The sequence below is a fragment of the Roseateles sp. GW821-FHT02E12 genome (assembly GCF_059421665.1).
On the sequence record NZ_JBWKVK010000005.1, the window covers coordinates 628,903 to 651,002 of the forward strand.

Below are 22,100 nucleotides of genomic sequence, written 5' to 3' on the forward strand. Positions count from 1 at the left end.
GCCGCAACGTTGCCGGGGGCCATGCACTGGTGACGGGCTGAATCATCGCGTTGGGGCGCGGGAACGAAGCTGCGATCAGCGCGGGCTGCGGGCTGTTTTTCCGGTTCAAAGCCTGCTTGCACCATGCCCCGGATGAGCCATTCGGCCCAGGCGCTGTCATCGGCCGGTTTTCATGGACAGGGAGACTCTTGCCAAGAACGTCAGGGGGAGCCATGAAAAATACGACATCGGCCGTTGCAGCAGCGCTGCTGTGCGCAACCGGCACGACGACCTGGGCGCAGGTGGCGCCGGGGCCGATCGGCTGGCCTTCTCCCGGCAACGGTGGCTTGACGACGCGCGACATGCTGCCGCCCGCGCCGCCGCTGCCGTCGGCCCAGCCGCCCGCACCCGCCCCGGTACCCACGCCGCCTGCACCCGCGCCCGTACCGGCGCCGAGCCCTTCGCCTTCACCTGGCCCCGCACCAGTGCCCAGCCCGCCGTCACCCGCACCAAGCCCGGCACCCGCGCCGGTTCCCAGTCCGGCGCCTGCCCCCGCACCTACGCCTGCCCCCGCTCCGGTCCCAGTGCCGCCATCGTCGGCCTGGCGGCTGGACCCGTTCAGCCAGGGCACTTTCTATACCTGCGCGGCTTGTGGCGGCATTGCCGAGAACGACCCCACCTGGCTGGGTGCGAATGCGCAGGCCCTCGCCAAGTTTGATGGCAGCGTGGCCGGCAGCGGCGTCGGGCAGGCCTGGCTGGCGCTGGCCCGAGGCGCCCCTCCGGTTGCGGCGTACACCGTCGAGGTCTACGGCTACGGCAGCACGGAGGTGTCGCTCGGCGCAAGCGACATGTGGGCCGGCCACTGGCTCGGCACGCTGCAGATGGCTGCGGTCACGACCTATGGCGAGATCGCCTATTTCGACGCGACGGCGTTCGTGCGCGACACGGCAGCGCCCTATCTGGCCTTCAATTTGCGGTCCAACGGCGTTGGCGCGGGTGAAGCGTTGAGCTTTCAACTGGTCATCGCGCAGGTGCCCGAGCCGGGCGAAGGCGCGTTGATGCTGGCCGGCCTGCTGGGCCTGGCCGCCTGGCTGCGCCGGCGCACCGGCCAGCCCGTCAGTGCGCGTGCGGCGCCGCCTCCTTGCCCAACGGCTTGACGAGCAGGCGCACGGCGGGCGCACGCGGCCTGTCGGTCGGCGCGGCCGGGATGTCGGCCCAGTTCCATTCGCCCGTCGTGCACACCTGGCGCACCTTGAACCACAGCTCGCCTGCCTCGGCAGGCAGCGAGGCGCGCAGGATGAACTCGTCGTACCAGGCGTCGGGCAGGTAGTCGGCCTCGCCGTTGGCCGCCCAGCGCACCTCGGCCAGCTCGTCGGTGACGGGCTTGCCGTGGCTGTCGTAGGGCGTTTTCAGCGGCCGGCGCTGGGTCGTCAGCGTCCAACCGGGTTTGGGCATGGGCTTGGCGCCGCGCAAGCCCGCGGGCAGCGTGACGAGGATCTCCTTCGTCGCCGCGCCGCCCTCGCAGCCATGGCCCACCTTGAAGACGGCGCGGTAGCTGCTGCCGGCCGGAGCTTCGGGCTGGTCCAGCGTGATGTGGGCCTGGGCGGCGCCGGCCAGCGCCAGCAGGACCGGGGTGAACAGTGTTTTCATAGATCGAATTTCAGCTCGGCTGCAGTGCTGCGCTGCGGGTAGGGGTGGAAGTTCCAGTACTTGTCGTTGTTCAGGTTGTCGATGCCGACCGCGGCGCTCCACTGGCGGTCGATCTTCCAGCGCACGCGCAGGTCGACGGTCAGGAATTTGCTGACGCCCTGGTAGGCATGGCCGTTCACGTCGGCGTTGTTCAGTGTGCGGTATTGCGGGCCGCTGTAGCGGGCGGCGAGGTTGGCAGTCCAGGCGTCGTTGAAGCGCCAGCCTGTCTGCAGGGTGGCGCGCCAGCGGGCGATGTTGGGCTGCCACTTGCCCACCGCGTCGCCCGGCGTCACGACGAAGCCGCTGTTGGCCTTGATCTTGGAGTCGGTGTAGGTGAGGCTGGCCGACAGGTCCAGGCCTTTGGCCAGCCAGTCGACCGCGGCCAGCGTGGCCTCCAGGCCGGTGGTGCCGACCTTGTCGACGTTCTGCACGCGGCTGATGTTGCGGTTGGCCACGGCGTCGAACGCGGTCTGCGAGTACAGCGAGTCGCGCGTCTCTTCAGCGAACAGCGTCACGCGCGACTGCAGCGGGCCCCAGGCCTGCTCGGCGCTCAGCTCGCCGGTCCAGGATTTCTCGGGTCTGAGGTTGGGGTCGTTGATGTACTGCGAGTTGGTAGTGGACGTGGCGCCGTATAGCTCGGCCACGGTGGGCGTGCGCACTGCGCGGCCGACCGAGGCCTTGAGCACGGTCTCGGGCGCGGCTTGCCAGGACAGTGCGGCCTTGGGCGACAGGAAGTTCTCGCTGCGGCTTGCGTAGCTCTGGCCGGCGGTGGCCGAGAAGTCGGTGCGGCCGTTAGTGGCCTTCCAGGCTTCGGCGCGCAGACCGACAACGGCCTTCCAGTCGGGGCTGATCAGCCAGGCGTCCTGCGCGTACGCGGCCTGCAGCCGGGTGTTGCCGCGCACGTTGCTGGCCAGGGCTCCAGCACCGTCCTGCAGATAGTTGCCGGTGATGTTGGAGGTGACGTAGCTGAGTTTGTAGCCGTCTTGCTGCAGGCCCAGGTCCACCACGTGGCTGGTGTCGGCCGGGCGCCAGATGCCCTTGAGTGCCAGCGTGTGCCAGCCGGTACCGCTGCCGTCGGCCAACGTGCCGGCGCCGCCGCTCTGGGCCGCGGGCTGCGGGTTGGACGCGGCGTTCTGGCGCTTGTCGTCCTGGCGGTAGTCGTAGAGGCTGGCTGCGACTTCCCAGTCCCATTCACCGCCCGTGCGGCTCTTCACCGAGACGCCGTGCATCAGGTGCAGCAGCTTCTCGCGGGTCAGCGCGAAGTCGCCGCCGGTCAGCGCGGCGTACTGCTTGCCGTCGATGTTGATGGCGCCCGCGTAGACCGGCTGGCCGGCCGCGTTGCGCAGGTAGCTCTCGGAGTTGCCGTCCGCGTCGTTGCGCCAGGCGCCCAGCACGTAGCTGGCGCGCACGGTGGGGCTGAGGTCGTAGGCGAGCTTGATCTTCAGGTGGTCTTGGTGGGTGCTGTAGGTGGTGCCCGCGCCCAGCAGCAGCCAGGGCTGGTTGGCGTTGTTCAGGCCCGGCACGGCGCCGGTGACCGGTGTGCCGGCCGTGCCCGCCGTGCCGGTGACGTTGGTGGAAAGCAGCCGGGTCGCGAAGGTCAGCGGCTGGCCGTCGCTGTCGGTGTGGTTGACGTTGATCCACCAGCTGAAATCGCCTTCGCGGCTGCCCACCGAGGCGCTGCTTGCCCACGCGCGGTAGGTGGCCTTGGTGTTGTAGAGCTCGAAGGGCTGGGACACATAACCAACCTTGGCATGGGCCTCGAACCTGGTGGGCATGCGGGTCACGTAGTCCACCACGGCGCCGACCGAGTTGCCCGGGTAGGCGGCCGAGAAGGGGCCGTACATGACGTCCACGCGTTCGATCTCCTCGGGCGTCACCAGGCCCCAGCGGGGCGGGAAGCTCAGGCCGCCCACGCCGTTGCCCAGGTAGTTGGACAGCAGGATGCCGTCCGCGTAGACGGCCGAGCGCGCGCTGTTGCCGGTGCCCGAGGCGCGGCTGGACAGGATGGCGTGGTTGTAGTCGCCGATGTAGCGCTTGCGCACCAGCAGGCTGGGCAGGTATTTCAGCGCGTCTTCCGAGTCGGTCGCGTTGATGCTGCGCTCGATCTCCTCGCGCGTGACGGTCTCGCGGGTGGTGGGGATGTTGGTGGGAAGCGAGCTGGGCGCGGCGCCTTGCACGCGCACGAGGCCGAGCCTGGCGCGGGGTGTGGCGTCTTCTGCGGCAGCGGTAGCCAGCACGGCGGGCGGCGCGTCGTCGCAGTCGCAGTCGTCGCAGGCCTGGGCCAGGGCGGGCAATAGGTACAGGGCGGCGCAGGCGGCGGCCGCGCGCGCAAGGGCAGTCTTCTTGTTCATGGATGGGCTGGATCGGAGTCGGGCCGGCGCCCGGGTGGGCGGCGGCAAACGTCAGGCCTGGGCGGCCCGGCGGCGCGGGAGACTCAGATCAGCCCGGGTGGGGCGCGCGCACTGGCAGGGCGCCAGGCGTGGGCAGTGACTGGTGCGGTCCAGAAACGCTCGGGCGCCTCCAGCACCACATCCTCGCGCAGCACCGCCAGCGTCGGTACGGGCGGCGGGGCAAGGTCGGCGTGGCTCAGATGGCACGCCGGGCAATGGCCCTGGGCCAGCAGCTTGAGCCCGGCGCCTCCGGGCTCCGCGGGTTGACTCTGCTTGCCCGCAGAGCTGGCCGACGGTGCCCGGCAGATGTCCTGCCAGGCCGAGAAATCGCCGCGTGCATGCGCCAGCGCGGCGCTGACACCTGGGGCCAGCATGGCCAGCACGAACACGGCCAGCAGCCACCAGGTCTGGCGGCGGGCGTGGGCGTGGGGCAGGGCGGTCACGAGCCAAGAGATTCTAGGTGGCTCAGGGTTGACACTGTCGCGGGCTCGTGGGACGAAGTCCGCATTGCTGCCGCACGAAGGTGCGCTTAGCATCCGCCGAGTGCCGTTGGGGTAACCGGCATGTCTTCCATGTCAGTTGGGGTAACTGGCCTGCCCAAATCTCCACAAGGGATCCCGATGAAGTTGCGCCAAGTCCTTGCCAGCGCGTCCACCGTGCTGCTGGCCGTCCCGAGTGCTCATGCGCTCACCATCAACCTCATCAACACCGGTGGGGTCGAGCAGGGCACCGCAGCCTACGTCGGGTTCTCCGCCGCGGCCGCGTACTGGGAGTCCGTGCTGACGGACAACGTCACGCTGAACTTCAACGTGGGCTTCACAACGGTGGGTTTCGCCCCCACGACGCTGGGCCAGACGGCCAGCTCGTCCGGCCAGAAGACGCAGGCCGCCTGGCGCACCGCCATCACGGCTGATGCGTCCACGCCGCTGGACCTCATCGCAACGGGCAACCTGGCCACCTTCGCCAACGCCAACGTGACGCTGAACACCGCGCTGCAGAAGGCGCTGGGCCTGTACGCCGGCGCGGCGAGCTCGATCGACGCCACCATCACCTTCAACAGCGCCCGGCCTTTTGACTTCGACACGCGTGACGGTTTCGGCACCGTGTCGTCTGACTTCGTCAGCGTCGCCGTGCACGAGATGGGCCACGCGCTGGGCTTCACGAGCAACGTCGGCACCAACTCGACCAACGCCTCGCGGCCGGCCAACACGGACATGTTCCGCTACCAGAACGGCGCCTTCAGCATGCTCTGGGGTGGCTCGCCGTATTTCTCCATCGACGGCGGTGTCAGCGAAGTGTTCGGCCGTTCGGATTTCGCGAACGGCGCCGACGGATTCCAGACCTCGCATTGGCAGGAGGCTCCTCGCCAGCACGACGGCGTGACCTGCACGATCTCGACGCTGCAGATCGGTGTCATGGACCCGACTGGTGGCCTCTGCCAGGAGGGCATCGTGACTGCCCAGGACCTGGCGCTGTTCGATGCCATCGGCTGGAACCTGAACACCAACATCCTGACCCAGCCGGGCTACCAGAAGTTCACGTCGCAGGTCCTGCAGGACTACCTGAACGCCACCGCCGTGCCGGAACCGGCCAGCGGCGCGCTGCTGCTGGCGGGCCTGGGCCTGACCGGGGCGGTGCTGCGCCGCCGCGCAAAGCAACAGGCGGCCTGACCGCTCGCACAAGCCGTAACGTCGGGCAGCAGCCCCGCTGCCTAAGATGCTCTCGGCGCGGGCACTGCACGCGCCCCGCCAGGGAGATTCATGAACGACGAACTGCACCGCCGCGGCCTGCTGGCCTGGGCCGGCCTCGCTGCACTGGGCAGCGGCGCCGCGCAGGCGGCCGACGAGGCCGCCAAGCCCAAGACGCTCTCGCGCGTCGCGCCCGACGCATCGCTTGGCCAGACGCTGGATGGCAAGGTGGTGAGCATGGCCGACTACCCCGGCATGCCCGTTGTCGTCTTCTTCTGGGCCGCCTGGTGCCCGCATTGCCGCAACGAGCTGCCCGTGCTGGAGCGCCTGCAGGGCGCCACAAGCAAGGATCGCCTGCGCGTCATCGCCGTCAACGTGGAAGAGAAGGCGATCTTCCGCAAGCTGCACCGCGCGCTGTCGGAGGCCACTCAGATGGTGCTGACCTACGACCCGGACGAAGCCGCCGCCAAGGCCTTCGCCAAGCCGGGGTCGCTGCCCTACACAGTCGTCGTGCGGGCCGACGCCACCGTGGCGGCCACCCAGCGCGGCTGGGGCGAGGGCAGCCTGGATTTCGTCCTCGAGCACGTCAACGCGGCTCTCGCGGCCGCCCGGGCAAACGCGTAGCTGATTTGGAGTTGTGTGCGGCGTGATGGGCGGCAGGCACCGCGCCCATGGATGCCGCACCCCCTCGCCACCCAAGCTGATCGCCCGCATTGTCGTGCTGGTGCTGGGCTTCTGGATCAAGGACTCGGTGGACCTGGCCATCAAGCGGCGCCTGCTCGACCTGAGCTACACCAAGGAAATGCTCGCGTTGCTGCAAAAGCTCACCGAGGAGGAAGACCTCGGCAAGCTGAACAACAACGCCGTCGTGCTGGCCTCCTTCGGCGAGCCGGCGCTGCCGGTCCTGCTGATGGAGCTGCGCCGCACCGACCTGCACGCCGTGGCCGCCACGCGCAGCCTGGGGGCCATGGCCGCCGGCCGAGTTGGCCGAGCGCCGCGAGATGCTGAGAGTCGCCGCCTCAGGCGGCCAGTAGCTCGGCGACAGCGCGCGCAACTACCTGGGTCGCGCGCTTCAGGTCGTCCAGCACGAGATGCTCGTCCGCCCGCTTGGCATTGCTCTCCAGCACCGTGCGCGGCCCGGCGCCGTAGATGGCAGCCGGGATGCCGTGGGCGGTGTAGAGGCGCACGTCGGTGTACAGCGGCGTGCCCGAGGTTGGAATCTCCTCGCCGAACACCGCCTGGCCGTGCTTCTGCAGCGCGGCCACCAGTGGCGCGGCGCCGGGCAGGGGCTTCATCGAGTTGGCGAGCAGCAGGCGCTTGATGTCGAGCTTGATGCCTGGGCTTTGCGCGACCGTGTTCTCGATCAGCGCGCGCACCTCGGCCTCGACGGCCACCGGGTCTTCCTCCGGAATCATGCGGCGGTCCAGCTTGATGACGACTTTGCCGGGCACGACATTGGTGTTGCTGCCGCCCTCGATGCGGCCCACGTTCAGATAAGGATGGGTGATGCCGGTCACTTCGGAGCGGCGCATCTTCAGCACGTCGTTGTGGGCGTAAAGCGCGGTGAGCAGCTTGTTGGCGGCCTGCAGCGCGTCGATGCCCGTGCTCGGGTAGGCCGCATGCGAGGCCAGGCCATGCAGGGTAACTTCCATCTGCAGGCAGCCGTTGTGGGCCGTAACGACCTGATAGCTGAAGCCGGCGGCGATCAGGTAGTCGGGTTTTGTCAGGCTTTGGGCCAGCAGCCAGCCCGGGCCTAGCTCCCCGCCGAATTCCTCGTCGTAGGTGAAATGCAGTTCGACGGCGCCTTTCAGCTTCAGCCCCGAGTTCTTCAGGGCCAGCAGCGCGAAGGTGTAGGTCGCGAAATCGCTCTTGCTGACGGCCGACGCGCGGCCGTAGAGCCTGCCGTCTGCGATCTCGGCGCCGTAGGGTTCATGCGTCCAACCTTCGCCCGGGGGCACCACGTCCCCATGGGCGTTCAGCGCGATGGTTGGGCCGTCTTCGGAGAAACGGTGGCGCACGATGAGGTTGGTGACGGACTGCATGCCGGCGGCATGCACCTCGGCGGCAGGTACGGTGTGCTTCTCGACCTCGAAGCCCAGCTCCGCCAACAGCTCGGCCGTGCGGTAGGCGTGCGGCGCGTTGTTGCCGGGCGGGGTGTCGGTGGGAATGCGGACGAGGGCTTGCAGGAAGCGGACTTCGTCGGCGAAGTGATTGGAAATTTCTTGATCCAGCGATGACATCGGGCTTGTTCCTTGAGTTCTTGCGGCTAGCGAAGCGGGTTCCATCGACCAACGAAGTCGCTCCAGGTGGTCTCAAAGTCATCGGCGCTCACGGGCTCGTTGTCGGCCGGCAAGAACGTCATGTCGGAGTCCGTCCAGAAACCCATGTTGTGATCGAAAGGCGCGGCAAAGAGAACAGCGCCTTCTGAATCGAAACCGATTTCTCGTTGTGGCATCCCAGTCTCGTCAACCTCAAGCCACCAGCATCGCACCCGGGGAATCAGTTGCTCGAAATCTGGATTCGCGGCCGGCAGCGCCTGCTTCAGCAGACGCTGCCATAACGCAGGACGTGCTGGTGGATCGGACCAGTCTGTCGCGAGCCGAGTGCTGAGGTGGTTCATGGATTCAGCTGAACCGCTGTACCAGCGCCTGGAACGCCTGCACCGCCAACTCCGCGTCATCCACCGTCACCGACTCCAGCGGGTTGTGGCTGATACCGCCATTGCCGCCGCGCACGAAGAGCATGGCCTGGGGCAGCAGTTCGTGGATCTTCATCGCGTCGTGGCCTGCACCTGAGGGCAGGCGGTGCAGGGGCAGGCCCAGTTCGGTGACGGCGGCCTCCCAGCGCGATTGCCAGGCGGTGTCGCTCGGCGCGGCGTTGGCGGCCAACGTCGGCTGCAGTGTGTAGCTCAGGCCGCGGCGCTGGCAGATCTCGTCGAGCTTGGCGCGCACGTCGGTATCCAGTGCATCGCGGGCTGCGTCGGTCGTCGCGCGCAGGTCCAGGCTGAAGCGACAGCGGCCGGGGATGACGTTGATGGAGCCCGAGGGCACTTCCAGCATGCCCACCGTGCCGACGACGTCGGGCGCTGCGGCGGCCCGCTGCTCGGTGAACAGGATCAGCTCCGCCACGCCCGCGGCCGCGTCGCGGCGCTGGCCCATGGGCGTGGTGCCGGCATGGCTGGCCAGGCCGACGATCTCGCCGGTGTAGCGGCGGCTGCCGTTGATGCTGGTGACGATGCCCAGCGGCAGGTCCAGGCTGTCGAGCACCGGGCCTTGTTCGATGTGGACTTCGACAAAGCCGAGGTAGCGGCTCGGATCGCGCGTTGCGGTCTGAATGCTCTCCATCGTGCCGGCCATGCCCGCAGCCTGCATGGCGTCGCGCAGCGTGATACCTGTGGCGTCGGTCTGGTCCAGCCATGCAGGTTGGAAAGTCCCGATCAGCGCGCTCGAGCCGAGGAAGTCCGCTGGGTAGCGCTGGCCCTCTTCCTCGGAGAAGCCCACGACCTCGAGACCGAACGGCAGCCGCTTGCCTTGTCGGTGCAACTCGCGCACCACCAGCATGGGCACGAAGATGCCCAGCCGCCCGTCGAAGCGGCCGGCGCGGCGCACGGTGTCGTAGTGGCTGCCGGTCAGCAGGCGCTTTTGTGTGGAGACATCACCGGCGCCGTTGTAGACACCGACGACATTGCCGACCGCATCGCGGCTGACTTCATCGAAGCCGCAGTCGCGCATCCACGTCATCAGCTGCTCGGCGACGGCCGTGTGCGTGGGCGTGGCGTAGGTGCAGGTCAGGAAGTCTTCGGCCTCGCTGTGCGCGGCCAGCTCGGCGGCCCAGTCCCAGAGCTGCTGGCCCAACCGGGGCTCGACGCCGAACTTGTCGTTCAGCCGGATCTCGGCAATGCGGTGGATCTGGCGCAGGCATTCGGCCCGCTCCAGATCGGGGTGGGCGCGCAGCCGGCGCTCGAAGGTGGCAATGATCTCGGCGCGGGTGAAGCCCGTGCCGCGTGGCCCGCGCACCGCCAGGATGAACGGGAAGCCGAAGCGGGCGTTGTAGTCGGCGTTGAGCTTCTGCAGCTTGGCGAACTCGTCGGGCGTGCAGGCCGTCAAGCCGGCCTTCTGCTGCTCGTTCGTCGACTCCGCCGTCAGCTCGCCGGCCACGGCCGCCTTGCCGGCCAGCTCGGGGTGGGCGCGGATCAGGCTGAGCTGCTCGGCCACGCTGGCTTCGCGCACCACGCGGGCCAGCGCCACCTTCAGCGCGGCCAGCGACTTGAATGGCCGGGCCGCGGCGGCGCGCTCGGCGATCCAGGGCGAGTGTTCGTAGGTGCCGTCCAGCAGCGCGACAAAGTCCGCGGCGCTGGCGTTGTTGAGGTCGTCGAGTTTCATCATTCCCAGACGAAGGCCGTCTTGGCGTCAAAGGGGTGAACGGTTTTCCAGTGCCGCGCGACGTCCAGCCGGCGGCACACCCACACGCGGTCATGCGCCTCGATGTGGTCCAGGAATTTCTGCAGCGCGCGCATGCGCCCCGGGCGGCCGAGCAGCCGGCAGTGCATGCCGATGCTCATCATCTTGGGCGCCTCGGCGCCCTCGGCGTAGAGCACGTCGAACGTGTCCTTCAGGTACTCGAAGAACGGCTCGCCATGGCTGAAGCCCTGGGGCAGGGCAAAGCGCATGTCGTTGCAGTCCAGCGTGTAGGGCACGACGAGGTGGGGCGCGAGTTCGCCGTTGGTCTTCTTGACCTGCAGCCAGAAGGGCAGGTCGTCGCCGTAGTAGTCGCTGTCGTACTCGAAGCCACCGAAGTCGGCCACCAGGCGGCGGGTGTTGGGGCTGTCGCGGCCGGTGTACCAGCCCAGGCCGTGCGGGTCGCGGCCCAGCGTCAGGCGCTTCAGGCTCGCCATGGCCTGGGCCAGGTGGGCGCGCTCGGTGTCTTCGTCGATGTTCTGGTAGTGAACCCAGCGCCAGCCATGGGAGGCGATCTCGTGGTTGAGCTCGACAAAGGCCTGGGTCACATCCGGGTGGCGCTCCAGCGCCATGCCCACGCCGAAGACGGTCAGCGGCAGCGCGCGCTGCTCGAACTCCTTGAGCAGCCGCCATACGCCCACGCGCGAGCCGTATTCGTAGATGCCTTCCATGCTCAGGTGCCGGGCCGGGAAGCTGGGCGGGTTGAACATCTCGGACAGGAACTGCTCGCTGCCGGCGTCGCCGTGCAGCACCGAGTTCTCGCCGCCCTCCTCGTAGTTCAGGACGAACTGCACCGCAACGCGGGCGCCGCCCGGCCATTGCGGGTGGGGCGGGTTCTCGCCGTAGCCGACGAGGTCGCGGGGATACCGCGGCTGATGGGGCGTGCTCATCCCTACACTTTGCATCAAGCTGCAATCAGCAATGGAGTTCCGATGGGCAAACTGACAACACATGTGCTGGACACCGCCAATGGCTGCCCGGCCGCCGGCATGGCCGTGCGTCTCTACCGCTTCGACGCTGAGGGCCCCAAGTGGCTCCGCAGCCTGCACCTGAACGCCGACGGCCGCGCCGACGGCCCCCTGCTGGAGGGCGCCACCTTCACGGCCGGCCGCTACCGACTCGTCTTCGAGGTGGCGGCCTATTTCCGCGCCCTTGGCGGGAAGCTGCCCGAGCCGGCCTTCCTGGACGAGGTGCCGCTGGATTTCGGCATCGCCGACGAGAACTCGCACTATCACGTGCCGCTGCTGGCCTCGCCGTGGAGCTATTCGACCTACCGTGGCAGCTGAACCTTCATTGAAGCGCTCCGGCTGGGGTGAAAGCCTCGGTGACGGTGCCCTGGCGGTGGTCGAAGGGCTGGCCAACGTCGGCGCCTGGGGCGGCGCGGGCCTTGCCGTCGCGATGGGCAAGTTCCTGCTGGGCGGCGCGCTGGCGGCGCTGGGGCTGGGCGTGTTCCTGCGCTTCAAGCGGCTGCGCGTGAAGAGAAAGGCCCAGCGTGGCTGAGGCGGCCTGCATCCTTGTTTCCGTGGCCCGCAGCACCGGCAGCGTGCCGCGCGAGGTGGGTGCCTGGATGGCGGTGACGCCGGACGGCCTTACCGGCACCGTGGGCGGCGGCCATCTGGAGTTCGACGCCATTGCCCGAGCCCGAACCGCGCTGGCCGGCGGTGAATTGGCCGACGAGGTGCGCTACCCGCTCGGCCCCAGCCTGGGCCAGTGCTGCGGCGGCGTCGTCTGGCTGCGCTTCGAGCGTGTCGCCGCGGGAGAAGACCTGGCCACCCGGCTGCCCCAGCCCCCGCAGCGGCGCGTGGCCCTGTTCGGCGCCGGTCATGTCGGCGCGGCCATCGCCCACATCGCACGCGACCTGCCGCTGGCGCTGCACTGGATCGACAGCCGCGAGAGCCAGTTCCCCGGCGAGCCTCCCGCGCGCGGCTGGCGCCAGGAGGTGTGCGAGCCGCCGGCCGACGCCGTAGACGACTTGGCGCCCGGCTCGGCCGTGCTCGTCATGAGCCACAACCATGCCGAAGACTTCGACATCGTCGCGGCCTGCCTGAAGCGCCAGCGCGAGCAGGGCGACCTGGCCTTCATCGGCATGATCGGCAGCCGCACCAAATGGGCGAGCTTCCGTCAGCGGCTCGAAGCCCGGGGCTTCACCGAGGCTGACCTGGCCCGCGTCGTCTGCCCCATCGGCGTGCTCGGCGTGGCGGGCAAACAGCCTGCGGTCATCGCGGTGTCCGTTTTGGCGCAGGTTCTCGCCTTGCCTTGGCTTGAGCCGCAGCCCCAGGTGTTACAACGCTAACCGCTTTCGCTGTTTTGCTTGCAGGCGACGTCACCCGGAGACTTTGATGGTCAGACCTGCTTTTTTGACGCTGCCGGCGATGCCGCTCGTTGCCCTGGACGAGTGCAAGAAACATTGACATGCCGTTGAACGCGGAGCGGTTGGGCGCCAGTGCCTCCCAACGTCAGGCCGGGCTGTCGACCCCGCGCAAGCTGGCGCTGGCGTTCGGCTGGCTGATCGTGCTGACGGCCGCGCTTGGCGCGGCGGCACTCTATTCACTGGGCCAGGCCCTCATCTGGAGCCTGCTCGTTGCCAGCGTGTTGTCCATCGTGGCAGTGGCGGTCGTGCTGTCGCGCGCCCTGCTGCACGAGCTGGGCGGCGAGCCGCGCGTGGTGGCTCAGCAGCTGCAGTACGTCGCCCAGGGGGACCTGACGCACCACGTGCCCGTCAGGCCCGGCGACGAGGCCAGCGTGATGGCGGGGCTGGCGCAGATGCAGCAGCGGCTGATCACGGTCGTAGCCCAGGTGCGCGAGGGCGCTGAGAGCGTGGCCATGGCCAGCGCCGAAATCGCCACCGGCAACACCGACCTTTCCCACCGCACCGAGCTGCAGGCCGCAGAGTTGCAGCGCACCGCCGGTGCGATGGAGACGCTGCGCCAGCAGGTGCTGCTCGGTGCAGACCATGCGCGCGATGCCAGCAGCGTGGCCACGACGGCCTGCGGCGTGGCCGAGCGCGGCGGCGCCGTGGTGGGCGGGGTGGTGAACACCATGCACGCCATCAGCCACGGCTCGGCCCGCATCGCCGAGATCATCGGCGTCATCGACAGCATCGCCTTCCAGACCAACATCCTGGCGCTCAACGCCGCGGTGGAGGCGGCCCGCGCGGGCGAGCAGGGCCGCGGCTTTGCGGTCGTCGCCGGCGAAGTGCGCGGCCTCGCGCAACGCAGCGCCAACGCGGCCAAGGAGATCAAGCAGCTCATTTCCGACAGCGGCCAGCAGGTGCAGCAGGGCTCGCGGCAGGTGGACGGCGCGGGCGAGACCATGCAGCAGGTGGTGGACGCCATCCAGAAGGTCGACCGCATCGTCAACGAGATCAGCGCCGCCAGCGCCGCGCAGGCCCAGCATGTGAGCGACGTGGGCGCATCCGTGGGCCAGATGGACCGCAGCACGCAGCAGAACGCCGCCCTGGTGGAGCAGAGCGCTGCCGCTGCCGAAAGCCTGCGCGACCAGGCGCAGCAACTCGTCGGCGCCGTCGCGTTCTTCCGCCTGCACGAGGCCGGCAACCCCCAGGCCCTCATGGCCAACATGCTGGCGAGCCTGGCCCAACTGGGCGCGCCTGAGCTGCGGGGAACCGAAAAGGCCGGCGGCAAGCCGGTGCCTGGCCTGTACTTCGGCGCGCGCAAGCTGAACAACGACTACGAGCTGGTGGACGACATCAAGCGAAAGACCGGTGCCACGGCCACGGTGTTCGTGAAGGTCGGCGACGAGTTCGTGCGCATCAGCACCAACGTGCTCACGCCCGAGGGCACGCGCGGCGTGGGCACGCCACTGGCTCGGGCCAAGGCCTACGAGCTGATCAGCCGGGGCCAACCCTTCAGCGGCGAAGTGGAAGTGCTGGGCAAACGCTTCGACGCCTGCTACAGCCCGATCAAGGACGGCCGAGGCTCGGTGATCGGCGTGGCCTACGTCGGGTTCAAGAAGAGCTGAGCTGTCCGCCCGTCATCGCGGTGGCCGTGCCGGCGCAGAGCCTGGCGTTGCCGGTGTCAGCGTAAGGCTGCGGCCGGGCTGGGCCTGCAGGCGGTTGTTGTCGCCGCCGATCAGGCGTTCGTAATCCACCCAGGCCTGCTGGATCTCGCCGCGCTCGCGCATGCGGCGCAGTGCCTGCTCCAGCGGCACCACCCAGGCGGCGTGGGATTCGTGCACGCCGTGGAAGAGCTGGGTGCGCGTCAACGGCGTGGGGATGCGGCAGATCGAGCCTTGCCGGGTGTCCACCGGCACTTCGGCCATCCATGGCGTGGTCAACACCAGCGCGTAGTCGGCCGCGCCGGCGCCCAGGTTCAGGAAGGCGTCGCTGGGCGTGTTGGCCGGCACGCGCGTCGAGTCGGACACGAGGGCTTCGGCTGCCACCATGCCGCGCTGGTAGGTGACACGGCTCTTGCCCAGCTCCTCCGGCGCCAGTGCCTGCGGGCAGGGCGGCCGGCCGTAGGCGAAGACGTGCAGCTGCAGCAAAGGCACGTCGACCCGGCGCAGGAACGGCGCCTGCTCGAAGTAGGCGTCCGCCCGCATGGCCACGCCGTCCAGCCGGCCGCTCTGCAATTCCACGTGGGTGCGGGGCAGTGGCCAGGGCAGGAACTCGACCTGCAGGCCGATGGACGCATAGGCCTTGCGCAGCAGCGCCTCGGCGGGCGGGAAATAGCTGCGCTCGATGTTGGTGGCCAGCCGCACGACCGGTGGCTCCTGCGCGCCAGCGGGCAGGGCAGCCGTCAGCGCCAGGAAGGCCCAGAGGGGCAGGTGCTGGCGGGAGGTGCGGTCGGGCATGGGCCGATTCTGGGGGGCAGCTGCCATCGGAATGCGTCTCCGCTAACGCTTCAACGTGAACGCATTCACGGCCAGCTTCGTGGCGGGCTCGCGACGGCGGCCTGCATACACTCCCAGCCAGTCGCAGCGGTGTCGGGCTTGAGGGAAATTTCGGGCCCGCGGACGCGACCCTTGGGCCCCACAGCACCCGCCGTGGTGGGGCCGTGCGAAAACACCACCGCTCATGGATATCTATCTGCTCGACTGGGCCAACCTGCTGCTGCGCTGGCTGCACGTCATCACCGTCATCGCCTGGATCGGCGCGTCCTTCTACTTCGTCTGGCTGGACAACCACCTCGTCAAGCCCGCCACCGACGACCTCCGGGCCAAGGGCGTGGACGGCGAACTCTGGGCCGTGCACGGTGGCGGCTTCTACAACCCGCAGAAGTACATGGTGGCGCCCGCCAACCTGCCGCAGGACCTGCACTGGTTCTATTGGGAGAGCTATTGGGTCTGGATGAGCGGCATGGCGCTGTTCATCGTGCTGTACCTGTGCAATGCCAGCCAGATGCTCATCGACCCGCGCGTGCACGCCTGGGGCGCACCTTGGCAGGCCGTGACGGCGGCGCTGGGCTTTCTGGTTGTCGGCTCGGCCGTTTATGACATCGCCTGCCAGGCCCTGGGCCGCACGAAAGACGGCAGCATCGGCAATGACGGCCGCGTGATGGCGGTTGTCGCGGCCTTTGTCGTGCTGGAGAGCTGGCTGGCCTGCCAGTTGTTTGCCGGCCGCGCGGCCTTCCTGATCGTCGGCGCCACGCTCGCGACCATGATGACCGCCAACGTCGCGCACTGGATCATCCCGGGCCAGAGGAAGGTCATCGCGCAGATGCGCGCCGGCCAGAAGCCCGAGCCGATCTACGGCCAGCGCGGCAAGCAGCGCAGCGTGCACAACACCTACTTCGGCCTGCCGGTGCTGGTGGCGATGCTCAGCAACCATTACGGCATGCTGTACCAGCACCCGCACAACTGGGTCGTGCTGTGCGTGCTGATGGCTGCGGGCGTGGCCATCCGGGTGTTCTTCGTGAAGCGGCACAAGGGCGTCAACAGCTGGGGCGCCGTTGCGCTGGCGCTGGCGCTGCTGGCCGGGCTCATCGCCTGGATGGCGCCGCAACCGCAGGCCGCCGCCTCGGCCGCGCCGGTCTCGCTCGAACAGGTTCAGGCCATCGCGGCCCAGCGCTGCCTGGCCTGCCACACGGGCGAGGTCGCGCAAAAAGGCGTGCGGCTGGACAGCGCCGAGGCCCTGACCGCCCGCAAGGCGCAGATCTACCAGCAGGTCGTCGTGCAGCGCGCGATGCCGCTGAACAACGCGACCGGTCTGACTGAAGAAGAGCGCGCGCTCATCGGCCGCTGGGCTCAACAACCATGAGCCTCGACCCGCGCGCGCTGCTGCGACAGCTCTACGACGTGGCCGTCGCAAGTGCGCTGCCCGGGCGGGTTCTCGCCGGCCACCTGCCGCCACCTCCCAAGGGGCGCACCCTGGTGCTGGGTGCCGGCAAGGCGGGTGGCTCGATGGCCCAGGCGCTGGAAGCGGCGTGGCCTGCCGACGCAAAGTTGTCCGGTCTCGTCATCACCCGCTACGGCCACGTGCCGCCGGGCTACAAGCCGCGCCGGCTGCAGGTCGTCGAGGCCGCACACCCCGTGCCGGACGCCGCTGGCCTGGCCGCCAGCGAAAAGCTGCTCGCGCTGACCCTCGGCCTCACCGCCGACGACCTCGTCATCTGCCTGATCTCCGGCGGCGGCTCCGCCTTGCTGAGCCTGCCGGCGCCGGGGCTGACGCTGGCCGACAAGCAGGCCGTCAACCGCGCCCTGCTGAACAGCGGTGCCGCCATCGGCGAGATGAACTGCGTGCGCAAGCACCTGTCCGCCATCAAAGGCGGGCGCCTGGCCGCAGCCTGCGCGCCGGCGCGCGTGCTGACGCTGGCGATCAGCGATGTTCCTGGCGACGAACCCGCCGTCATCGCCTCTGGCCCGACGGTGGCCGACGCCACGACCTGCGCCGATGCGCTGGCCATCTGCCGCAGATACCGCATCGAGCTGCCCCCTGCCGCCCTTGCCGGCCTGGAATCCGGCGCCTTCGAGACGCCCAAGCCCGGCGATCCGCGCCTGGAAGGGCACGAGCTCGTCATGCTGTCCACGCCGCAGATGAGCCTCGACGCCGCGGCCGCCTTTGCCCGGGAGCGGGGCATCACCGCCCACATCCTCAGCGACGAGATCGAGGGCGAGTCACGCGTCATCGGCGGCATGCATGCGGCGCTGGCACGCGCCGTCGCTCGCCGCGGTGAGCCCTTCGCCAAGCCCTGCGTCATCCTGTCCGGCGGCGAGACGACGGTGACGGTCGACGCTGCCAAACCTGCTGGGAAAGGCGGCCGTGCCACCGAGTTCCTGCTCGGCTGCGCGCTGGCTCTGCAATGCGAGCCCGGCGTGTTTGCGCTGGCTGCCGACACCGACGGCATCGACGGCGTCGGCCCCCACGCCGGAGCGCTGCTGACACCCACCAGCCTGGGCCGTGCCCGGGCCTTGGGCCTGAATTCGCAGGCCTTGCTGGATGCCCACGACAGCGCCAGCTTCTTCGCGCCGCTGGGCGATCTGCTCGTGCCCGGCCCCAGCTTCACGAACGTCAACGACTTCCGTGCATTGCTGATCGTTTAAGAGACGTGAAGGCCGTGGCACGGCGCTGACCTTCGTCCTAGACTGGTCCGGTCGACATCGACCCGGAGATCAGAAAATGAGTGCAGCTGCTGAACGTTTCTTCGTCAAGCACAACGCCCTGCCCACCATGCCCGAGGTGGCCTCCCGGCTGCTGAAGAGCTTCGATGACGACAACGTCGGCCTCGCTCACATCGCCGCGCTGATCGAGAAGGACGGGGCGCTGACGGCCAAGGTGCTGCGCCTGGCCAACACGGCCCACTACAGCCCTTCGCACCAGATCGCCACCGTCGTCGACGCCGCCCACGCGCTGGGCCTGGAGACGCTGCGCAACCTGGCGATGGCGGCCTGCCTGAGCGGCGCCTTTCCCAAGGTCCAGGGCCTGGACCGCGCCACCTTCTGGCGCCACAGCGTGGCCACGGCCAACTACGCGCGCATCCTCGCCCGCATGCTGGGCACCGATGCGGCTACGTCCGATACCGCCTATCTCGCCGGCCTGATGCTGCGCACCGGCCAACTGCTGATGGCCATCGACGAACCGCATCTGGTGGCCGATGTGGAGGCCCACGCCGCCGAGCCGGGCAGCCGCTTCTCGCTGGAAGAGCACCGCTTCGGCTGCACGCATGCCGACGTGACGGCCTCGCTGGCCGAGCACTGGCATTTCCCGCATGCGATGGTGGAGGCCTTCAAGGACGCCAACACGCCGCTGGAGATCCGGCCCTTCTCGCTGATCGCCGCCGTGCTGCATGTGGCCGAGGTGCTGGCCGATGCCTCCGAGCACCACGACGAGCCGGTGCATGCGCTGAAGGTGGCGGTGCCCGAGCTGATCGAGCACCTGCACCTGGACCTCGAACTGCTGGCCGCCAAGATCGCCGCGGCCGGCGACCCGGCGGCTGAGGTGGAGCAAATGCTTCACTGAATTCACGCGCCCGGCCAACCCGCACAATCGGGCGGGTTCGCGGGGAGGAAGTGGATGAGTTCGAAGTTCTGGCCGGCGCTGTTGCTGGCCTTGTCCGTGGGTGTCGCCGCTGCGCAGACGCCCCCAAAGCCGACCACCAAGCCCGCCAAGCCTGCTGCCTCGGCCCATCTCGCCGTCCCCGCGGTGCCAGCCGGCGCCGGCTACCGCTACGGCGCCGTGCCGGCCTGGGTCAAGCCGCTGCCGCCCGCCACCGCCACCGAGGCCCGCGCTGCGGCACCGGGCGCCAAGGCGCGCCGCGAGCCGCTGGTGGACGTGCAGGTGCAGCTCTCCCCCAAGTCCGCCACCGCCACCTACATCCATCTGCAGCACGAGGCGCTGGACACGTCGACGTTGCGCGAGGTGTCGGAGCCGCAGATCAGTTTCAACCCGGCCTACCAGCAGCTCGTCATCCACCAGCTGGCCGTGCTGCGCAACGGCGAGCGCCTGGACCGGCTCAAGGGTGCGCGCATCGAGCTGATGCGCCGCGAGCAGCAGCTGGAACGCCAACTGATCGACGGTGTGCGCACCGCCCTGGTCGTGCTCAGCGACGTGCGCGTGGGCGACGTGGTGGACGTGGCCTACACGCTGGAGGGCGAGAACCCCATCTTCGAGGGCCGCTACTCGGCGCTGCTGCAGCTCGCGTCGGATGCGCCGGTCGATCGCCTGCACCTGCGCATCGAGGCGCCGGCCGAGCGCCGGCTGAACGTCAAGACGCTGGCCTCCGATGTTGTGCCGGAGCGCTTCGAGGAGGGCGGCCGCCAGGTCATCCGCGTGCTGCGCGAGCGCGTGGCGCCCGTGCCGGACGAGGCCGCCACGCCGCCTTGGTTCAAGGTCTTCCCGGTGCTGCAGGTCAGCGAGTACGGCAGCTGGGCCGAGGTGGACCAGTGGGCGCAGCGGCTCTTCGCCGTCGAGGCGCAGGCGGCCGGGATCGCCGAGAAGGCTGCGGAGCTGAAAGCCCTGGGCGGCACACCCGAGCAGCAGGTGGCCGCCGCGCTGCGCTTCTTGCAGGACGAGGTGCGCTACTTCTCCGCGTCGCTGGGTGAAAGCTCGCACCGGCCCAAGCCGGCGGCCAAGACCCTGGCCGAGCGCCTGGGCGACTGCAAGGACAAGACGCTGCTGCTCAACAGCCTGCTCGGTGCCATGGGCTTTGATGCCAAGCCGGCGCTGGTGTCGATGGCGCGCAACCGCGGCATCGCCAACTACCTGCCTTCGCATGACCAGTTCGACCACGTCATCAGCCGCGTGAAGGTTGGCGACGCGGTCTACTTCCTGGACCCGACGATGAACGGCCAGGGCTATTCGCTGGAGAAGCGCGGCTACTACCGCTACGGCGCAGCGCTCATCGTCGGCCTGGGGGAGGCGGGGCCGCAGCCCGTGCTGCCGCCAGCCTTTGCGCAGGACGCGCTGGCTTTCCGCCAGGACTGGGACTTCAGCCAGCTCGCCCGCCCCGCCCAGCTGACCACCAGCTTCAAGGCCATCGGCCTGGCTGCCGAACGCTGGCGCGCCAACCTGGCCATGGCCGGGCTGGAGCGCCTGGCCGACTCCATCGGCGGCGCCTATGTGCGCCTGCTGCCCGGCCTCGTCAGCGTCGGCCAACCCGAGGTGCTGGACGACCGGGACGCCAACGAATGGGTGTTGAAGCTGCGCTTCGAGCACCCCACCGCCGGCCACTACCAGCGCGGCTGGCTGGACCTGGAGTTCCCGGCCGTCGAGCTGACCGACGCCTTGCCCGTGCCGCCCGAGGCCAGGCGCCGCTACCCCTTCATGCTCGACGCCACGCGCGCGGCCGAGCTGCGCGTCAGCGTGACCGGCGCCAGGCCCTTCACCGCCCAGCCGCCGGCGCCCCAGCAGCTGACCGACAAGCATTTCGCCTTCACGAGCCGCGTCGAGATCAGCGGCGCCACGGTGCAGTTCATCAGCCGCGTGGAGCGCCGTGCCGACGAGGTGCTGCCGACCGATGTGGACGGCTACCGGGAGCGCGTGGGCCGGGCGCGGCAGATGCTGAACGTGCAGCGCCTGCGCATGAACCTCGTCGACCGCAAGGCGCTGGAGGCGCCCTTTGTCGAGGTGGCCCAGCGCATGGCGCGCTTTCGCAATGGCGCCAAGCCCGATGCCTTGTGGGAGATCCTGCTCGGCAACGAGGTCAATCGCCTCATCGACGCTCAGTTGCTGGCCCAGGTGGCGCCCGACAGCCGGCTGGCCGCCTGGGCCCGCGTGGAACGCGCCCAGGCCCACAACCAGCTCGGCGACTTCGCGCCCGCGCTGGCGGACGCCGAGGCCGCCCTGGCCATCCGCGCCGAAGGCGAGGAGGGCGGTGGCGCGCTGGAGGCCAAGGGCGTGGCGTTGATCGGCCTGGGCCGCCCGGCCGAGGCGCTGGCGGCCTTCAGCCAGCAGGCAGCCCTCAGCGGCGCTGGTGGAAGCTGGTTGGGCACGACGCACTACATGCTGGGCGACTACGCCCGCGCCGAGGCCGCCCTGCGCGACAGCGCCGCCAACGCCAGCGGCGAGACGCGCCAGTTCACGCTCTTGTGGCTGTACCTGGCCGCCGAGCAGCAGGGCGGCCGCGGCAAGGCGGCCATCGCCGACGAGCTGGCTTCAGCCGACGCCAGCCAGTGGAGCGGCGCGCTGCTGAGCTATCTGGGCGGCAGCCTGGGCCGCGAGGCCTTGCTCAAGCTGGCCCGTGAAAAACCCGAGACCGAGCGGCTGCGCCTGGCCGAGGCGTATTTCTTCATCGGCCAGCAGCTTTCGGCCCAGGGCCGGCGCGGTGAGGCCTTGCCCTGGTTCGAACGCACGCTCACCACCCAGGCCGTGCCTTACCGCGAGTTCACGCTGGCGCAGTGGGAACTGAAGCGGGGCGGCAACTAGAGGCAGTTCGCTTCCGGCGACCCGCTCGGTGCGCCGTAGCTGAACTGCGCCCAGCGCGGCGGCTCGCTGCCAAGTTGCAGCACGAAGGCGTGGTGGAAGCTGGTCTCGCACAGATCGGCCAGCTTCGGCCCGCCCAGGGCCGCCAGGATGGCTGGCACCGTGTTGCTGTGGCCGACGACAAGCACCACGCCGGTCTGGGCACGCACGGCGTCCACCACTGCCGGCACATGCGCGGCGCCCCTGGCTTCCACCACCTGGGGCTGCACGCCCACGGCCTGGGCCAGCGGTGCGGCCGTGTCGCGTGCGCGGCGCAAGGGTGTCGTCACGATGGCGTTCACCCGCAGGCCGGCCAGCGCCTGGGCCAGGGCCTGGGCGCGCTGCGCGCCGGCGGGCGTCAGGCCGGGGTCGCCCGGGGGCTCCGTGGCGCGTTCGGCATGGCGCACGAGGATGACGAGATCGGGCATGGCGACGGCGGGGGCAGGAAGGGCGCCTGTCAGAAGACAGGCCGCGAGCAGGACGGACAAGGGCTTCATCGTGATTCCGGAAGGGATCTTGCGCCATTCTCGCCACGCCCTGCCAG

19 protein-coding genes and 2 pseudogenes are annotated in these 22,100 nt (G+C 69.4%); 12 read left to right on the top strand and 9 right to left on the bottom strand.

What is annotated here, in order from left to right; translation table 11 throughout:
* The first annotated feature begins 212 nt into the window (after positions 1–212).
* On the top strand, positions 213–1,136 hold the full coding sequence (locus AC07V5_RS30175) for a PEP-CTERM sorting domain-containing protein (protein ID WP_495119308.1): 924 nt from the start codon (positions 213–215) through the stop codon (positions 1,134–1,136).
* Here AC07V5_RS30175 and AC07V5_RS30180 read toward each other — a convergent pair.
* From AC07V5_RS30180 to AC07V5_RS30190, 3 genes are all read right to left on the bottom strand, one after another.
* Positions 1,096–1,629 (bottom strand): YcnI family copper-binding membrane protein, encoded by a 534-nt coding sequence (locus tag AC07V5_RS30180; protein WP_495119309.1) that lies wholly within the window; start codon positions 1,627–1,629, stop codon positions 1,096–1,098. The genes AC07V5_RS30175 and AC07V5_RS30180 overlap by 41 nt on opposite strands.
* On the bottom strand, positions 1,626–4,019 hold the full coding sequence (locus tag AC07V5_RS30185; RefSeq protein ID WP_495119310.1) for a TonB-dependent receptor: 2,394 nt from the start codon (positions 4,017–4,019) through the stop codon (positions 1,626–1,628). The genes AC07V5_RS30180 and AC07V5_RS30185 overlap by 4 nt, the downstream gene beginning before the upstream one ends.
* Before the next feature lie 83 nt (positions 4,020–4,102).
* Positions 4,103–4,501 carry a DUF2946 domain-containing protein gene (locus AC07V5_RS30190; RefSeq protein ID WP_495119311.1) on the bottom strand — a complete coding sequence of 133 codons (399 nt, stop codon included), beginning with the start codon at positions 4,499–4,501 and terminating at the stop codon, positions 4,103–4,105.
* Positions 4,502–4,678: 177 nt separating this feature from the next.
* Between AC07V5_RS30190 and AC07V5_RS30195 the strand changes: the two are divergent.
* From AC07V5_RS30195 to AC07V5_RS30205, 3 genes and pseudogenes are all read left to right on the top strand, one after another.
* Positions 4,679–5,542, top strand: a pseudogene (locus tag AC07V5_RS30195) (NF038122 family metalloprotease); the annotation flags it as partial.
* A gap of 87 nt (positions 5,543–5,629) precedes the next feature.
* Positions 5,630–5,728, top strand: a pseudogene (locus AC07V5_RS30200) (PEPxxWA-CTERM sorting domain-containing protein); the annotation flags it as partial.
* Positions 5,729–5,818: 90 nt separating this feature from the next.
* Positions 5,819–6,370, top strand: a complete 552-nt coding sequence (locus AC07V5_RS30205; RefSeq protein ID WP_495119312.1) for a TlpA disulfide reductase family protein — start codon at positions 5,819–5,821, stop codon at positions 6,368–6,370.
* A 395-nt stretch (positions 6,371–6,765) separates the two neighbouring features.
* On the opposite strand, the gene AC07V5_RS30210 is transcribed toward AC07V5_RS30205, so the two are convergent.
* From AC07V5_RS30210 to puuE, 4 genes are read right to left on the bottom strand one after another with little or no spacing between them, the layout of a single operon-like run.
* A complete protein-coding gene (locus tag AC07V5_RS30210; protein WP_495119313.1) occupies positions 6,766–7,986 on the bottom strand; it encodes an ArgE/DapE family deacylase in 1,221 nt (406 codons plus the stop codon).
* A gap of 26 nt (positions 7,987–8,012) precedes the next feature.
* On the bottom strand, positions 8,013–8,366 hold the full coding sequence (locus AC07V5_RS30215; protein ID WP_495119314.1) for a hypothetical protein: 354 nt from the start codon (positions 8,364–8,366) through the stop codon (positions 8,013–8,015).
* A 4-nt stretch (positions 8,367–8,370) separates the two neighbouring features.
* A complete protein-coding gene (uraD, locus tag AC07V5_RS30220; RefSeq protein WP_495119315.1) occupies positions 8,371–10,131 on the bottom strand; it encodes a 2-oxo-4-hydroxy-4-carboxy-5-ureidoimidazoline decarboxylase in 1,761 nt (586 codons plus the stop codon).
* Positions 10,128–11,093: an allantoinase PuuE gene (gene puuE / locus AC07V5_RS30225; RefSeq protein ID WP_495119316.1), complete on the bottom strand. Its 966-nt coding sequence runs from the start codon at positions 11,091–11,093 to the stop codon at positions 10,128–10,130. Before puuE ends, uraD begins: the two co-directional genes overlap by 4 nt.
* A 42-nt stretch (positions 11,094–11,135) precedes the next feature.
* On the opposite strand from puuE, the gene uraH reads away from it, so the two are divergent.
* The 4 genes from uraH to AC07V5_RS30245 all read left to right on the top strand — a co-directional run bounded on the left by uraH (position 11,136) and on the right by AC07V5_RS30245 (position 14,181).
* On the top strand, positions 11,136–11,489 hold the full coding sequence (uraH, locus tag AC07V5_RS30230) for a hydroxyisourate hydrolase (protein ID WP_495119317.1): 354 nt from the start codon (positions 11,136–11,138) through the stop codon (positions 11,487–11,489).
* Positions 11,490–11,496: 7 nt separating this feature from the next.
* On the top strand, positions 11,497–11,703 hold the full coding sequence (locus tag AC07V5_RS30235) for a hypothetical protein (RefSeq protein ID WP_495119318.1): 207 nt from the start codon (positions 11,497–11,499) through the stop codon (positions 11,701–11,703).
* Positions 11,696–12,496 carry a xanthine dehydrogenase accessory protein XdhC gene (xdhC, locus tag AC07V5_RS30240; RefSeq protein ID WP_495119319.1) on the top strand — a complete coding sequence of 267 codons (801 nt, stop codon included), beginning with the start codon at positions 11,696–11,698 and terminating at the stop codon, positions 12,494–12,496. The genes AC07V5_RS30235 and xdhC overlap by 8 nt, the downstream gene beginning before the upstream one ends.
* Positions 12,497–12,615: 119 nt before the next feature.
* A complete protein-coding gene (locus AC07V5_RS30245) occupies positions 12,616–14,181 on the top strand; it encodes a methyl-accepting chemotaxis protein (RefSeq protein ID WP_495119320.1) in 1,566 nt (521 codons plus the stop codon).
* A gap of 12 nt (positions 14,182–14,193) precedes the next feature.
* On the opposite strand, the gene AC07V5_RS30250 is transcribed toward AC07V5_RS30245, so the two are convergent.
* Positions 14,194–15,012: a hypothetical protein gene (locus tag AC07V5_RS30250; protein WP_495119321.1), complete on the bottom strand. Its 819-nt coding sequence runs from the start codon at positions 15,010–15,012 to the stop codon at positions 14,194–14,196.
* Between the two features lie 223 nt (positions 15,013–15,235).
* Between AC07V5_RS30250 and AC07V5_RS30255 the strand changes: the two genes are divergently transcribed.
* The 4 genes from AC07V5_RS30255 (at position 15,236) to AC07V5_RS30270 (ending at position 21,520) form a co-directional block, all read left to right on the top strand.
* On the top strand, positions 15,236–16,417 hold the full coding sequence (locus AC07V5_RS30255; protein ID WP_495119322.1) for a urate hydroxylase PuuD: 1,182 nt from the start codon (positions 15,236–15,238) through the stop codon (positions 16,415–16,417).
* Positions 16,414–17,700, top strand: coding sequence for a glycerate kinase type-2 family protein (locus AC07V5_RS30260; protein WP_495119323.1), 1,287 nt, complete (start codon positions 16,414–16,416; stop codon positions 17,698–17,700). Before AC07V5_RS30255 ends, AC07V5_RS30260 begins: the two co-directional genes overlap by 4 nt.
* Positions 17,701–17,776: 76 nt before the next feature.
* Positions 17,777–18,616, top strand: a complete 840-nt coding sequence (locus AC07V5_RS30265; RefSeq protein ID WP_495119324.1) for an HDOD domain-containing protein — start codon at positions 17,777–17,779, stop codon at positions 18,614–18,616.
* Positions 18,617–18,670: 54 nt separating this feature from the next.
* Positions 18,671–21,520, top strand: coding sequence for a DUF3857 domain-containing protein (locus tag AC07V5_RS30270; RefSeq protein ID WP_495119325.1), 2,850 nt, complete (start codon positions 18,671–18,673; stop codon positions 21,518–21,520).
* Here the strand turns inward: AC07V5_RS30270 and AC07V5_RS30275 are convergent.
* Positions 21,517–22,053 (bottom strand): histidine phosphatase family protein, encoded by a 537-nt coding sequence (locus AC07V5_RS30275; protein WP_495119326.1) that lies wholly within the window; start codon positions 22,051–22,053, stop codon positions 21,517–21,519. The two genes, AC07V5_RS30270 and AC07V5_RS30275, sit on opposite strands and share 4 nt — an antisense overlap.
* Positions 22,054–22,100: the final 47 nt, after the last annotated feature.

Excerpts from the sequence above, each read along its gene's own strand:
- AC07V5_RS30250 (WP_495119321.1), bottom strand. The coding sequence starts at position 15,012 with ATGCCCGACCGCACCTCCCGCCAGCACCTGCCCCTCTGGGCCTTCCTG.
- puuE (WP_495119316.1), bottom strand. The coding sequence starts at position 11,093 with ATGAGCACGCCCCATCAGCCGCGGTATCCCCGCGACCTCGTCGGCTAC.
- AC07V5_RS30205 (WP_495119312.1), top strand. The coding sequence starts at position 5,819 with ATGAACGACGAACTGCACCGCCGCGGCCTGCTGGCCTGGGCCGGCCTC.
- AC07V5_RS30185 (WP_495119310.1), bottom strand. The coding sequence starts at position 4,019 with ATGAACAAGAAGACTGCCCTTGCGCGCGCGGCCGCCGCCTGCGCCGCC.
- AC07V5_RS30275 (WP_495119326.1), bottom strand. The coding sequence starts at position 22,053 with ATGAAGCCCTTGTCCGTCCTGCTCGCGGCCTGTCTTCTGACAGGCGCC.
- AC07V5_RS30210 (WP_495119313.1), bottom strand. The coding sequence starts at position 7,986 with ATGTCATCGCTGGATCAAGAAATTTCCAATCACTTCGCCGACGAAGTC.
- AC07V5_RS30180 (WP_495119309.1), bottom strand. The coding sequence starts at position 1,629 with ATGAAAACACTGTTCACCCCGGTCCTGCTGGCGCTGGCCGGCGCCGCC.
- AC07V5_RS30270 (WP_495119325.1), top strand. The coding sequence starts at position 18,671 with ATGAGTTCGAAGTTCTGGCCGGCGCTGTTGCTGGCCTTGTCCGTGGGT.
- AC07V5_RS30215 (WP_495119314.1), bottom strand. The coding sequence starts at position 8,366 with ATGAACCACCTCAGCACTCGGCTCGCGACAGACTGGTCCGATCCACCA.
- AC07V5_RS30260 (WP_495119323.1), top strand. The coding sequence starts at position 16,414 with ATGAGCCTCGACCCGCGCGCGCTGCTGCGACAGCTCTACGACGTGGCC.
- uraH (WP_495119317.1), top strand. The coding sequence starts at position 11,136 with ATGGGCAAACTGACAACACATGTGCTGGACACCGCCAATGGCTGCCCG.
- uraD (WP_495119315.1), bottom strand. The coding sequence starts at position 10,131 with ATGATGAAACTCGACGACCTCAACAACGCCAGCGCCGCGGACTTTGTC.
- AC07V5_RS30265 (WP_495119324.1), top strand. The coding sequence starts at position 17,777 with ATGAGTGCAGCTGCTGAACGTTTCTTCGTCAAGCACAACGCCCTGCCC.
- AC07V5_RS30255 (WP_495119322.1), top strand. The coding sequence starts at position 15,236 with ATGGATATCTATCTGCTCGACTGGGCCAACCTGCTGCTGCGCTGGCTG.
- AC07V5_RS30245 (WP_495119320.1), top strand. The coding sequence starts at position 12,616 with ATGCCGTTGAACGCGGAGCGGTTGGGCGCCAGTGCCTCCCAACGTCAG.
- AC07V5_RS30175 (WP_495119308.1), top strand. The coding sequence starts at position 213 with ATGAAAAATACGACATCGGCCGTTGCAGCAGCGCTGCTGTGCGCAACC.